We start from the raw sequence: 13,598 nt of genomic DNA, 5'->3' as shown, positions 1-13,598 counted from the left end.
CGCCGCCAGCGTTCATCCTGAGCCAGGATCAAACTCTCCGTTGAAGTAAAACAAAAACAGACACAACCCCCAGCCCCGGGAAAACGGGACCAAAAGGCTGCACAAAATTTGAAACCAGCTGTCAAAACCAGACCCACCACAGGGGCGGCAAGCCCGGCAAATTCAACCAATCCATAAAAACAAATCGGTATCAACAAACTTGGCACACTATTGAGTTCTCAAACAACAGACACACCCGGCACCACCACAACCACTTTCAAGGCCGCGGCTCGCTCCGGAGCAACTTTCCAAACTTACCGGCTGGCTTCCAACTTGTCAAACCGGCGTCCCGCAACCATCTTCGCCGTGAGGCGTTGTGGTCGGTTTTTCCGCCTGACTCCGTGGAGCAGCGCGGAAATAAACTCTACCACCACTTGCCCGGGAAGGCCAACTCCACCCGGCAGGCCGTCCCCCGCCGCCAGCGGCTGGCATGAAAAAGCCCGGAATCACGCGGATCCCGGGCTCCTCCAAAGGGTCCAAACAAACTAGGCCGTTCCGGCTGCTCCTGGCTTGGCTGCCGACGGCTTGGCTGCCCCCGGCTTGAAGTAGGAAGCACCCAGCGGCGGCAATGTGACGGTCAACGTGGCCGGCTGCCCGTCCTGGCCCTCACCCGAGGCCTTGAGCTCACCGTCATTGAGGACGCCGGAGCCGCCATAGGTGGTGTGGTCCGTGTTCAGCACTTCGGTCCAGGCGCCAGCCGTCGGGACTCCCAGCGTGTAGCCCACGTGCGGCGCTCCCGAGAAGTTGATCGCGCACACGAGCGGGTTGCCGTCGGTGTCCCAGCGGATGAAGGACAGGACGTTGCGGTCCGCGTCTCCCCCGTTGATCCACTGGAAACCGCCGGGCTCGTTGTCCCGGGTGTAGAGGGCCGGGGTCGATTTGTACAGCTCATTGAGGTCCTTGGTCAGAAGCTGCAGGCCCTTGTGCGCCGGAATGTCCGCAAGCCACCAGTCCAGGCCGTGCTGCTCGGACCATTCGGCTTCCTGGCCAAATTCGGTGCCCATGAAGATGAGCTGCTTGCCCGGGTGCGCCCATTGGTACGCGAGGAAGGCCCGCAGGTTGGCGAGCTGCTGCCAGCGGTCACCCGGCATCTTGCGGAGCATCGAGCCCTTGCCGTGCACAACCTCATCGTGGCTGATGGGCAGCAGGAAGTTTTCGGTGAACGCGTAGACCATGGAGAACGTCACGGTGCCGTGGTGCCACTTGCGGTTTACAGGATCCTCGGAAGCGTACTTGAGGGAGTCGTGCATCCAGCCCATGTTCCACTTGAGGCCGAAGCCCAGCCCGCCGTGGCTGGTGGGTGCCGTCACGCCGGGGAACGCCGTGGATTCCTCGGCGATCATGACCGCACCGGGGTGTGTCTTGTACACCGTGGCGTTGACTTCCTGCAGGAAGGAGATGGCTTCCAGGTTCTCCCGGCCGCCGAACCGGTTGGGCTGCCACTGCCCGTCCTGGCGGGAGTAGTCGAGGTACAGCATGGAGGCGACGGCATCCACCCGCAGCCCGTCGATGTGGAACTCATCCAGCCAGTACAGCGCGTTGGCCACGAGGAAGTTGCGCACTTCGGTGCGGCCGAAGTCGAAGATCAGCGTGCCCCAGTCGGGGTGCTCGCCGAGGTTGGGGTCCGCGTGCTCGTACAGGGCTTCGCCGTCGAACTGCGCAAGAGCCCAGGAGTCCTTGGGGAAGTGCGCGGGGACCCAGTCCAGGAGCACGCCGATGCCCGCCTGGTGCAGGGTGTCCACAAGGTAGCGGAATTCGTCCGGGTGCCCGAACCGGGAGGTCGGCGCGAAGTAGGACGTGACCTGGTAGCCCCAGGAACCGCCGAACGGGTGCTCGGCGACCGGCATGAACTCCACGTGCGTGAACCCCAGCCACTTGACGTAGTCCACCAGTTCCTTGGCCAGTTCGCGGTAACCCAGTCCCAGGCGCCATGATCCGAGGTGCACTTCGTACACGCTCATGGCCGAGTTGTGCGGATCCCGCTGGGCGCGGGCCTCCATCCATTCGTCGTCCTTGAAGGCGTAGGAGGGTTCCACCACCTTGGATGCGGTCAGCGGGGGAACCTCGGTGCCGAAGGCAAGGGGATCGGCTTTCTCCACCCAGTAACCGGACCTGGTCCTGATTTCGAATTTGTAGCACGCCCCTGCCAAAACGCCGGGGACGAAGATTTCCCAGACGCCCGAGGAACCCAGTGAGCGGAGCGAGTGCTCGCGTCCGTCCCAGCCGTTGAAGTCACCCTTGAGCCGGACGGCCTGCGCGTTGGGGGCCCACACGGCGAACGAAACACCGTCCACATCACCCAGCGACGATTTGTAGTGCTGGACGTGCGCGCCCAGGACCTCCCACAGCTTCTCGTGCCGGCCCTCGCCAATCAGGTGCAGGTCCACTTCACCCACGGTGGGCAGGTACCGGTAGGGTTCATCAACCGTTACGGGTTCAGCGCCGGGATAGGTGACGGACAAGCGGTAGTCCGGGACGTGGCCTTGCTGGAGCGGTTCCAGGACGGCCGCCCACACCCCGTGCGCCTCATGCTCCATGGGAACCTCGCCGGCCGCGGTGATGACGGTGACTGCTTCCGCGAGGTGCTTTACGGTGCGGATGGTGACGTGGCCGTAGTCGTCCAGGTGTGCACCAAGGACGGAGTGGGGGGCGTGGTGTTCACCGTTCGCGATCCTGCCCAGGATGCCGTCATCTACGTGCAGCGGCACTCCCGGCCGGTCAGTTCGTGCTGAGCCTGTCATTTCGTTACCTTCCGATGCTGCCCCGGCCTGGTGGCCGGAGCTGTTACCGCTAAGGAGCCGCCTGGAGGCATTCACTGGTATTGCCAGCCAGTCGGGCCTGTTACGCATTTCATAAACTACTTCGTAGAGCGCCTTGTCCAGCCACAATGCCACAAAGAGCGGCGAGTTCCTGTCCACGGTGCCGGGCGTGACGCCTGCGTACCCTTCGAGGAACGCGTCGGCGCAGTCGTCAACCCAGGACGCAGGCACGTGGGCGCCTTCCTGCTCGCGCTGGGCCGCCCCTGCTGCGTAGTCAAAGGACCTGAGCATGCCGACGACGTCGCGCAGGGGAACATCGGGGACGTTCCGTTCGGCGATGGGCCGCATGGGCTCGCCCTCGAAGTCGAGGATGGCCCACCGGGCGCCACCGCCAGCCGTGCCGGCGGCCTGCGGGACCTGAAGGATCTGGCCGAGGTGCAGGTCGCCATGGATGCGCTGCAGCGGGCCGCCAGGTACGCCGTCGAGGCCGTCCAGCAGTGCATTCAATGGTTCGTCGTAGGGCCCGACGGCGGGACCGGCTTCCGTCCATGCCTGGCGGACGCGCTGGGCTACTCCGGGCCCGATCACCTTCCCGGCTTCGCTTTCGGCTGACTGCCCGAGTGCTTCGGCCAGGCGCCGGTGGACGGTGGCGGTGGCCGCACCCAGGGCGCGGGCCTCGGCGGTGAAGTCCGTCCCGGACCGGGCGGCATCCACGGCAAGGCGCCAGGCATCCCGGCCACCGGCCAGGAACTCATGGGCCACCGCGAGTTCGCCCTGGACGTGGCGGGTGCCCGTATCGCCGGAGGCCGTCCTGCCCTGCGCCATCCATTCTCCGCGGACCCAGCCAAGGGTGGCCGGCACTTCGGAGGTCCCGGCGGACGTCAGCGCGGCACCCACTTCGACTTCCGGGTTTGTCCCCTCGGACAGGACCCGGAAGAACTTCACGATGGCGGCCGACTCGCCGTCGTCCACGATGACGGAACTGTTGGACTGCTCACCGGACAGGACCTTCACCACGCCGCGGGCGGTGGGCAGCCGGTAGCTTCCGGGCACCTTGTAGCCCATCGCCGTGCCGCTGGGAGCCTTGGACTCCTGCCGGATCAGTTCCAGCCAGCCGCCCACAAAGTCAGGATCGTGGACCGCATCATAGACCCAGGGCCGGGACGGGTCCGTCCCTGCGGCCTGGCCAACAAGGGCCCGCTCCATCCCGGCCGCGGGCGCCGGGCGGAAGCTCAGCGGGACCTGGACTACGGCGGTGCGCCGGCCGCCGTCGGCACCACGGGTGGTGACATTGAGCAGGAAGACGGCCAGGGCGGCGTGCCGGGAGGGATCGTCCAGTCCCAGGCTGCCTGCCTGGGACATATCGAAATCCGGTGTCTTGACGGGGAACCAGCGTTGCCTCGGAAGCCATTCCTTGAGGAGCGCGGTCAGGGCGGGGGTCAGGATGGGCTGGTTCATCTCAGTTCTCAATCGACAGGATGGGCATGGCCTGGGTATAGGGCGACGACGGGTTGGAAGCCGCAGACCGGAGGCGCAACCAGAAGAAATCGTGGCTGCCCAGGGTCAGCGTCAGCGTGCCGTCGTCGTTGATTCCGGGGAACGTCTGGCCGCCAAAGACGTCACGCAGCCCGCGGCCGGCGTACTCCGGAACCCGGAGCCTGGCGGCCACCGGGTGCTGCGAGAGGTTGAAGGCGCACAGGATGGTCTCGGCGTCTGCACCGGCGGCATTTCCCTCCGGCAGTTCGCGAAGGTAGGCAAGGACGGCGTCGTGGTCGGCTTCCACATGCTTGAACCCGCCCAGCCCGAATGCCGGGTGGTTTTTGCGGACGCTTAGGATCTGCCGGGTCCACCTCAACAGGGAACCGGAATGGGCGGCCTCGGCCTCCACGTTCGCCATGCTGTAGTTGTACACCAGCGACTGGATCGGGGGCAGGTAGAGCTTGCCCGGATCAGCATGGGAGAAGCCCGCGTTCCGGTCCGGGTTCCACTGCATGGGGGTGCGGACGGCGTCGCGGTCCTCAAGCCAGATGTTGTCCCCCATGCCGATCTCGTCCCCGTAGTACAGGAACGGGCTGCCGGGCAGGGACAGGAGCAGCGCGTTGATCAGCTCGATTTCCGCCCGCGAGTTGTCCAGCAGCGGCGCCAGCCGGCGGCGGATCCCGATGTTGGCCCGCATTCGCGGATCGGGCGCGTACCAGCCCAGCATGGCCGCGCGCTCATCGGCGGTGACCATTTCCAGGGTCAGTTCGTCGTGGTTGCGCAGGAAGGTGCCCCACTGTGCGCCCTCCGGAATGTCCGGAGTGTCCTGCATGGTCTCGATGATGGGGGCGGCCTTCTGGTCCCGGAGCGCGTAGTACAGCCGCGGCATGATCGGGAAGTGGAACGCCATATGGCATTCCGGTTCCGCCTCGGTTCCGAAATACTCCACCACTTCGTTCGGTGGCTGGTTCGCCTCGGCGATGATGACCCGGCCGGGGTAGTTTTCGTCCACCATGGTGCGGAGCTTCCGGAGGAACTCGTGGGTGGCGGGCAGGTTCTCGCAGTTGGTCCCCTCCTCCTCGAAGAGGTAGGGGATGGCGTCCGCGCGGAAGCCGTCGATGCCCTGGTCCAGCCAGAACCGCACCACGTCGAAAAGCGCCTCGATCACTTTGGGGTTTTCGAAGTTCAGGTCCGGCTGGTGGCTGAAGAACCGGTGCCAGAAGAACTGCCGGCGGATGGGGTCGAACGTCCAGTTCGATTCCTCGGTATCCACGAAGATGATGCGGGCGTCCTGGTACTTTTCGTCCGTATCGCTCCACACATAGAAGTCGCCGAAGGGGCCGTCGGGGTCCTTGCGGGACTCCTGGAACCATGGGTGCTGGTCCGAGGTGTGGTTCAGCGGCAGGTCGATGATCACGCGCACACCCCGCGCGTGCGCCTCCGCGACCAGCCGCTTGAAGTCGCTGATGGTGCCGAACTCATCCAGAACCGAGTTGTAGTCCGAGATGTCGTAGCCGCCGTCACGCAGCGGCGACTGAAAGAACGGGGGCAGCCAGAGGCAGTCCACCCCCAGCCACTGCAGGTAGTCCAGCCGGTCGATGAGTCCGGAGAAATCTCCGGACCCATCGCCGTTGGCATCCGCGAAAGCCCGTACGAGTACCTCGTAGAACACAGCCTTCCGGTACCACAGCGGATCGTGCTGGAGACCTGGCGCATTGAGCTCGAACGTGCTCTTGGGAGTGAAGTGCTGGCCGGAACTTTGCGGATTAAAACTCACTGATGCATTCTCCTCACGCTCAGGATATGTGCAGGTTCTACATGCGGATCGAGGCGGACGTAGTTGAATTCACCCCATTCCCAACTTTCGCCGGAAATCAGGTCGTCCACGTAGAAGGTCCCGTTGGCCGTCAGGTCCTGCGGGTCGAGCTCAAGAGCCGCCAGGTCGAGCGAAACGCTGCATTCCTTGGTGACATGGGGATCCACGTTCACCACCACGATGAGCGTGTCCTTGGAGCCGTCAGGAAGAGTCTTGTGCTTGGAGTACACCACCGTGGAGTCGTCCGTGCTCTGGTGGACCGTCAGGTTCTGCAGGTCCTGCAGGGCCGGGTGGTCGCGGCGAAGGTGGTTCAGCCGGGTGATAAACGGTGCGAGGGTGCGCCCGGATGCTGCCGCGGCGTCCCAGTCCCGTGCCTTGTACTCAAACTTTTCGTTGTCGATGTACTCCTCGGCGCCCGGCCGGGCCACGTGCTCATAGAGTTCGTAGCCGGCGTACACGCCCCACAGCGGGCTGGCGGTGGACGCCAGGACAGCCCTGATCCTGAAGGCGGCGGGCCCGCCGTACTGGAGGTACTCGGTGAGGATGTCCGGGGTGTTGACGAAGAAGTTCGGCCGGAAGAACGCCGGGGATTCGTGGCTGACCTCGTGGAAGTAGGCCTCGATCTCCTTCTTCGTGTTGCGCCACGTGAAGTAGGTGTATGACTGCTGGAAGCCTGCCCGGCCCAGGGCGTGCATCATGGCCGGGCGCGTGAACGCCTCAGCGAGGAACACCACGCCTGGCTCCGTTTTATTCACTTCGGCAATCAGCCATTCCCAGAACCACACCGGTTTGGTATGCGGGTTATCCACGCGGAAAATCTTTACGCCATGGCTCACCCACAGCAGGACAATCCGCAGAATTTCGTTGGAAAGCCCTTCGGGGTCATTATCGAAATTGAGCGGATAAATGTCCTGGTACTTCTTCGGGGGATTTTCGGCGTAGGCAATACTGCCGTCCACCCGGGTTGTGAACCATTCCGGATGCGACGTCACCCACGGGTGGTCCGGGGCGGCCTGCAGCGCGAGGTCCAGTGCCACTTCCAGGCCCAGTTCGTTGGCCCGGGCCACGAACGCATCAAAGTCCTCGAAGGTACCGAGGTCCGGATGGATGGCGTCGTGGCCACCCTCCGCGGCACCGATGGCCCAGGGTGAACCGGGATCGTTGGGGCCGGCGACCAGGGTGTTGTTCGGTCCCTTGCGGTGCTGCACGCCGATGGGATGGATGGGCGGCATGTAGATCACGTCGAATCCCATGGCGGCCACGGCGTCCAGCCGCCGGGCAGCGGTGCGGAAGTTGCCGGACGTCCAGGCACCGGTGGAGTGGTCCTTGACGGCGCCTTCGGAACGCGGGAAGAACTCGTACCAGGCGCCGCGCCCGGCGCGGTCACGCTCCACGAGGAGGGGGTACTTTTCGGAAACAGTCACCAGTTCGCGGATGGGCTGGCGGGCCACGATGTCCGTCACGCCGTGGCTGAACCCGGCGGCGAGGCGCTCCTCCGGGGTGAGCCCCCGGTCCGCCAGCCTGTCGGCGACCCAGCGCAGCGTTGCCCTGTCCGCCTCACTGCGGGAGTCGTCGTCGGCCGCTTCGGACAGCAGCGCCGCACCTTCGGCGAGCATCAGCTCGACGTCGATACCGGCGGCGACCTTCACCTCGGCGTTGTGGTGCCACGTGCCGTAGCGGTCATGCCAGGCCTCGATGACGAAGGACCAGTTGCCCGTTTCCGACGGCGTGAGGATGCCTTCCCAGCGGTCCGTCCCCATGCCGCGTTCCCCACGGGGCGGTGCGAGGCGGACGCGCTGGCGCTCCGCGCCCGACGGGTCCAGGAGCACGGCGCTGACGCCCAGCTGGTCGTGCCCCTCCCGGAATGCGGTGGCACCCACCACGATTCCTTCGCCCGGCAGGGCCTTTGCGGGGAACTTTCCACCCTCGACGACGGGCTGCACGGCAGTGATCGGAAAACGTCCGAACCGCAGTCCGTCGGTGATGCGTCCCGTTGGCATTTTCGTTGATGCGGCACTGGTTACTGAGTTAGTCGTCACAGGCTCGACGTTAGCGAGAAATGACGAAGATTGCTAAGCCTGCTCACTAAATTCGTTGTGCCGCGCCTCATTTCCTTCATGCCCCTGTCATTTACCCAAAAGAAACCCAAAGCTGGTTCCGGCTGCCCATGTTGTCGGTTAGTGTGACGCAGGTGAAGGCAATCCGCAGGTTTACGGTCCGTACAGTCCTCCCCGAACCCATCCGGCCCCTGGCACGGCTGGCGAGCAACTTGCGCTGGTCCTGGCACCGGCCCACGCGCGAACTCTTCGCCGGGCTGAATCCCCGGCTGTGGGAAGAAAGCGGCCAGGACCCGGTCGGTTTCCTGGGCATGGTCAGCCGGGAGGAACTCCAGCGGCTCGCCGCAAACCAGTCCGTGGTGGAGCGGGTACGGGCTGCCGAGGATGACCTTGACCGGTACCTGGAGGAACCGCGCTGGTACCAAAGCCTGGGCCCGGACGCGCCGGCCGCCATCGCCTACTTCTCCCCCGAGTTCGGCATCACCGAGGTCCTCCCGCAGTACTCGGGCGGCCTGGGCATCCTGGCCGGCGACCACCTGAAAGCCGCCTCGGACCTCGGAGTGCCGCTGATCGGCGTCGGCCTGCTGTACCAGGCCGGCTATTTCAAGCAGTCGCTGTCCCGGGACGCCTGGCAGCAGGAGACCTACCCCGTCCTGGACCCGGACGGCCTGCCGCTGACCCTGCTCCGCGAGCCCTCCCCCGACGGCAACGGCCGGCCCCTGCAGATCACCCTCCCGCTGCCCAACGGCCGCCGGTTGCTGGCACACATCTGGCGTGCCGACGTCGGACGCGTTCCCCTGCTGCTCCTTGACTCGAACGTTCCGGGCAACGACGACGCCGCCCGGAGCGTCACCGACCGGCTGTACGGCGGGGGCGGGGACCACCGGCTCCAGCAGGAACTGCTGCTGGGCATGGGCGGGGTCAAGGCCCTGCGCGCCTACCAGCAGCTCACCGGCTCGCCGGCACCCGAAGTGTTCCACACCAACGAGGGCCACGCCGGCTTCCTTGGCATCGAGCGCATCCAGGAACTTATGTCCGGGGACCAGGCCCTCACCTTCGACGAAGCCCTGGCTGCCGGCCGCGCTTCCACCGTCTTCACCACGCACACCCCGGTGCCGGCCGGCATCGACCGGTTTGAGATTTCCCAGATCAGCCACTTCTTCCAGGCCGGGCTGGCACCGGACGTGCCGGTGGACCGGATCCTGGAACTGGGCCGCGAGAACTACGCCGACGGGAATCCTGCCGTGTTCAACATGGCAGTGATGGGCCTGCGCCTGGCGCAGCGCGCCAACGGCGTGGCCAAGCTGCACGGCGAAGTGTCCCGGGGCATGTTCTCCGCCCTGTGGCCGGGCTTCGACCACTCCGAGGTGCCCATCACGTCCGTGACCAACGGCGTTCACGTCCCCACCTGGGTGGACAGCCGCATCTCCAAGCTGGCACGCGACCAGTTCGGCAGCGAGGCGGAGGCGAACGGCCGCTGGGACCTGGCGTACAACGTCAGCGACGCCGACGTCTGGGCGCTGCGCCGCGAGATGCGGTCTGCATTGGTGGAGGATGTCCGCAGGCGGCTGCGCGCGGCGTGGAAGAAACGCGGCGCCGCAGATGCCGAGCTGCGCTGGACGGACACCGTCCTTGACCCGGACGTCCTGACCATCGGGTTCGCCCGCCGCGTTCCCACCTACAAGCGCCTGACCCTGATGCTGCGCGAGCCGGAGCGGCTCAAGGCACTGCTCCTGCACAAGGAGCACCCCATCCAGCTGGTCATCGCCGGCAAGTCCCACCCTGCCGATGACGCGGGCAAGAAGATGATCCAGGACCTGGTCCGTTTCACCGACGACCCCGAGGTGCGGCACCGGATCGCGTTCCTGCCCAACTACGACATCGCGATGGCCAGGACGCTGTTCCCCGGTTGCGACGTCTGGCTGAACAACCCGCTGCGTCCTTTGGAGGCGTGCGGCACGTCCGGCATGAAGGCGGCGCTGAACGGCTCGCTGAACCTGTCCGTCCTGGACGGCTGGTGGGATGAGATGTACGACGGCGAGAACGGCTGGGCGATTCCCACCGCCAACAACGATGCCTCCCCGGAGGAACGCGACGACATCGAGGCGGCTGCCCTGTACGAGCTGCTCGAAACCCAGGTTGCGCCGCGGTTCTACGGCAGCACGGTCTCGGAGGCTGCCGGAGCGGCCGGGCCGTCGACGTCGGAGGCCGAGAAGGTGCCCACGCACTGGGTGTCCATGATCAAGCACACCCTGTCCCACCTGGGCCCGGCGGTTTCGGCCGAGCGCATGCTCCGGGACTACGTGAACATCCTGTACCGCCCCGCGGCCGAAGCGGGCCGCAGCGCCAGCGCCAACGCCTTTTCCCAGGCCCGCTCGCTGGCGTCCTGGACCGCCAAGGTGCGCGCCGCCTGGCCGCAGGTCCACGTGGAGCACGTGGACTCGGTGGGCGTCTCCGAGGACCCGCAGATCGGTGACATCCTCCAGGTCAACGCCTACATAGCCCTGAACAGCCTCTCGCCCGAGGACGTCTGCGTGGAGGTGGCCTACGGCCGGGCGGAGGAAAGCGACACCCTGGCGGACATCACCCTGATGGAACTGCAGGTGAAGGAGGACCTGGGCAGCGGACGCCACCTGTTCAGCGGCTCACTGGTCATCGACCGCTCGGGTACGTTCGGTTACACCGTCCGGGTCCTGCCCCGGCATGCGGCACTGGCTTCCAAGGCAGAGCTGGGGCTGATCGTCAACGCGTAGCACGGCGGGCCTCGGCCCGCTCCCCTGAACGGACACAGGAGGACGTATGACCGAACGTACAGTGGCCGATGTCATTGTGGAGCGGCTTGGGAGCTGGGGTGTCGACCGGGTCTTCGGCTACAGCGGCGACGGCATCAACGGCTTCATGGGGGCGCTCCGCCGGGCCAGGGAACGCATTGAGTTCGTGCAGGCCCGGCACGAGGAGACTGCTGCGTTCATGGCCGTGGGCCACGCGAAGTACACGGGCGGGGTGGGGGTGGTGACCTCCACCCAGGGGCCCGGGGCGGTCCACCTCCTTAACGGTCTCTACGACGCGAAGCTGGACGGCGTCCCGGTGGTGGCCATCGTGGGGCAGCAAAGCCGGACCGTGCTGGGCTCGGCCTACATGCAGGAGATCGACCTCAGCGGCCTGTTCAAGGACGTCGCTTCACAATTCGTGCAACTGGTCAGCACGCCGGAGCAGATGCCCATGGTCCTGGACCGGGCCTTCCGCACCGCGAAGGCGACGTCATCGCCGTGCGTCGTCATCGTCCCGCATGACATCCAGTCGGCGCCGGCCCCGGAGCTTGAGCAGAAACACGGCATCGTGGTCACCGCCCCCTCGTGGAGTTCCGCGGCCAGGACTCCCCGCGAGGAGGACCTGGATGCTGCGGCTGCGCTCCTCAATTCCGCCCAGAAGGTGGCGCTGCTGGTTGGCCAGGGCGCCCGCCATGCCGCCGCCGAAGTGGTGGCCGTGGCGGAAAAGCTTGGCGCCGGAATCGCCACCAGCCTGCTGGGCAAGCCCTACGTGGACGAATCCCTGCCCTTCGCCGTGGGAACCATGGGGCATCTGGGTACCACCGCCAGCGCACACCTCCTGGGCAACTGCGATGCCCTGCTGATTGTGGGCTCGAACGACCCCTGGACCGAGTTCTACCCGCCGCCCGGGGCTGCCCGCGCCGTCCAGATCGACATTGATGAGAAGAAGATCGGCAACCGCTACCCGGTGGAGGTTGGCCTGGCCGGCGATGCAGCCTCCGCCCTTGCCGCGTTGGACCGGAAGCTCGAGCACCGCCCGCGGGGCCAGTGGCGCTCAGACGTGGAGCAGGAAGTCAGCCGCTGGCGCATCCTCGCCGCGGACCGCGCCGCGGTGCCCGCCACTCCCGTCAACCCGGAACGCGTGGTCCGGGAGCTCAACGGCAGGCTCCCGGCGGACGCCCAGCTGAGCATCGACGTCGGAAGCTGTGTTTACTGGTACGCCCGGCAGCTGGTGCTGCCCCGCGGCGTACCTGCGCACCTTTCCGGGACCCTCGCCAGCATGGGGTGTTCCATCCCCTACGGGATCGCGGCGAAGCTCGCGCATCCGGACCGGCCGCTCGTGGCACTGGCCGGGGACGGCGCCATGCAGATGGCGGGTATTGCCGAACTGGTGACGGTGGCCCACCGCTGGCGGCAGTGGCAGGACCCGCGGTTCGTGGTGTGCGTCTTCAATAACCGCGAGCTGACGGAGGTCACTTGGGAGCAGCGCGAGTCCGAGGGCGAGCCGCGGTTCGCGGACAGCCAGGAACTGCCTGATTTCCCGTTCGCCGGCTACGCCGAGCTGCTGGGCCTGCAGGGTATCCGGGTGGAGGACCCGGACCAGCTCGGCGATGCCTGGGAGCAGGCGTTCGCCGCGGACCGGCCTGTAGTGATCGAGGTGCTGACCGATCCCGAGGTTCCGCTCCTGCCGCCCTTCCCGGCCGGCAAGGAGAAGGCGGAGAGCATGCGCAAGGGCCTCGCGGCAGAGGACGACGGCGGCAGGGCCGCGGAGTTGCTCGACACGTACGTTTCGCAGGAGGAGCGTCCGGACGCCTGAGCCTTACAGCAGCACGGCAGTGACAGCAAGGTCCTTGCCGGCATACTGCTCGGCGTCCTGGAGGATTTCGCAGATGACGCCGAACGTCCGGTCGCCCCGGAACGGAGCGGCAACCTGCCACAGGAGGGTGACCGGAGCGTTGCCGTTGTCAGTAATCGCGTCCGCGAAGTCGTGGAGTGAGTCGTTCAGGGCATCGAGGTTCACGCCGTAATGTTCGGGAAAGCTGAGGACCTCGCCAAAGGTTTCCAGGACTGCCCTCTTGCTGTCGGCCGGGGGGACAACCAGGCTTCGCCGTCCGGCATCGGCCACCTGCTCCTGCAGTTCTTCCAGGGTCCAGGTATCACCGGAGTAGATCTTCATGGTTGTGCTTAGCTGCCTTCCGCTATGAACGTGAACGACTCGTAATGGTCATCGGTGTAGTATTTTTCGCCGTTATCGCCGGCGACGATCCGTCGGGCGCCGCGGTCGGACTCTCCGGGCGTGGGCACGGTGTACTCCCGGTAGTACCCCCGGTCGCGCCGCGGCAGGATGCGCTCGAAGTTGCCGAAGACCTGGTCGTCCTGGCTGTACTGGTACGGGCCGCCGGCGCGGATGAGCTCAAGGATCCTGCGCGCTTCGGCCGGAAGTTCCGATTCCAGGATGGCGGGCAGCCCGGACGTGTTGTTGGCCGCGGGTGCCGGGGCCGGCACGCCCGGCCCCGACGGCGAGGCGGCTCCCGGTGCTGCCGTCGCGCTGGACGTGGCGTCCGGCGTCGTACTTTCCGTCAGCTGGCCCAGTACGCCGGAGCCACCGAAAGCCACCAACGCCAGCACCACGAGGGCAGCCAGCAGCAGGGGCAGGAGGGGGCGGTTGCGCATTCTG

General features: G+C 66.2%; 8 protein-coding genes. 2 read left to right on the top strand and 6 right to left on the bottom strand.

The features are described 5' to 3' along the window. The 4 genes from DXK94_RS21555 to DXK94_RS17845 all read right to left on the bottom strand — a co-directional run. The coding region (locus DXK94_RS21555; RefSeq protein WP_220272990.1) for a hypothetical protein at positions 1–206 on the bottom strand (206 nt) is incomplete at its 3' end. A 318-nt stretch (positions 207–524) separates the two neighbouring features. Next, on the bottom strand, positions 525–4,256 hold the full coding sequence (locus DXK94_RS17855) for a 1,4-alpha-glucan branching enzyme (RefSeq protein WP_115525948.1): 3,732 nt from the start codon (positions 4,254–4,256) through the stop codon (positions 525–527). 1 nt (position 4,257) lies between these two features. Continuing rightward, complete coding sequence (treS, locus tag DXK94_RS17850; RefSeq protein WP_079598270.1) at positions 4,258–6,054, bottom strand: maltose alpha-D-glucosyltransferase; 1,797 nt, start codon at positions 6,052–6,054, stop codon at positions 4,258–4,260. Further along, entirely contained in the window at positions 6,051–8,093 is a 2,043-nt protein-coding gene (locus tag DXK94_RS17845; protein WP_115525947.1) for an alpha-1,4-glucan--maltose-1-phosphate maltosyltransferase, read from the bottom strand. The genes treS and DXK94_RS17845 overlap by 4 nt, the downstream gene beginning before the upstream one ends. A gap of 191 nt (positions 8,094–8,284) precedes the next feature. Here DXK94_RS17845 and glgP point away from each other — a divergent pair, with 191 nt between their 5' ends. Next, positions 8,285–10,903, top strand: coding sequence for an alpha-glucan family phosphorylase (glgP, locus tag DXK94_RS17840; protein WP_181884871.1), 2,619 nt, complete (start codon positions 8,285–8,287; stop codon positions 10,901–10,903). Between the two features lie 46 nt (positions 10,904–10,949). Further along, on the top strand, positions 10,950–12,737 hold the full coding sequence (locus tag DXK94_RS17835) for a thiamine pyrophosphate-requiring protein (RefSeq protein WP_115525946.1): 1,788 nt from the start codon (positions 10,950–10,952) through the stop codon (positions 12,735–12,737). Positions 12,738–12,740: 3 nt separating this feature from the next. Here DXK94_RS17835 and DXK94_RS17830 read toward each other — a convergent pair whose 3' ends face one another. Both DXK94_RS17830 and DXK94_RS17825 read right to left on the bottom strand, forming a co-directional pair. Next, the gene (locus tag DXK94_RS17830) at positions 12,741–13,097 is read right to left on the bottom strand and encodes a barstar family protein (RefSeq protein WP_079598273.1); all 357 of its coding nucleotides are present in this window, start codon (positions 13,095–13,097) and stop codon (positions 12,741–12,743) included. Between the two features lie 8 nt (positions 13,098–13,105). Beyond that, positions 13,106–13,594, bottom strand: a complete 489-nt coding sequence (locus DXK94_RS17825; protein ID WP_115525945.1) for a ribonuclease domain-containing protein — start codon at positions 13,592–13,594, stop codon at positions 13,106–13,108. Positions 13,595–13,598 lie beyond the last annotated feature (4 nt).

It is taken from the genome of Arthrobacter sp. RT-1, from assembly GCF_003367205.1.
GTDB lineage: Bacteria > Actinomycetota > Actinomycetes > Actinomycetales > Micrococcaceae > Arthrobacter.
This window is presented reverse-complemented; position numbering and strand designations above follow the sequence as displayed.

Coding starts and splice junctions, on each gene's coding strand:
- DXK94_RS17825 (WP_115525945.1), bottom strand. CDS start 13,594: ATGCGCAACCGCCCCCTCCTGCCCCTGCTGCTGGCTGCCCTCGTGGTG.
- DXK94_RS17830 (WP_079598273.1), bottom strand. CDS start 13,097: ATGAAGATCTACTCCGGTGATACCTGGACCCTGGAAGAACTGCAGGAG.
- DXK94_RS17845 (WP_115525947.1), bottom strand. CDS start 8,093: ATGCCAACGGGACGCATCACCGACGGACTGCGGTTCGGACGTTTTCCG.
- DXK94_RS17835 (WP_115525946.1), top strand. CDS start 10,950: ATGACCGAACGTACAGTGGCCGATGTCATTGTGGAGCGGCTTGGGAGC.
- DXK94_RS17855 (WP_115525948.1), bottom strand. CDS start 4,256: ATGAACCAGCCCATCCTGACCCCCGCCCTGACCGCGCTCCTCAAGGAA.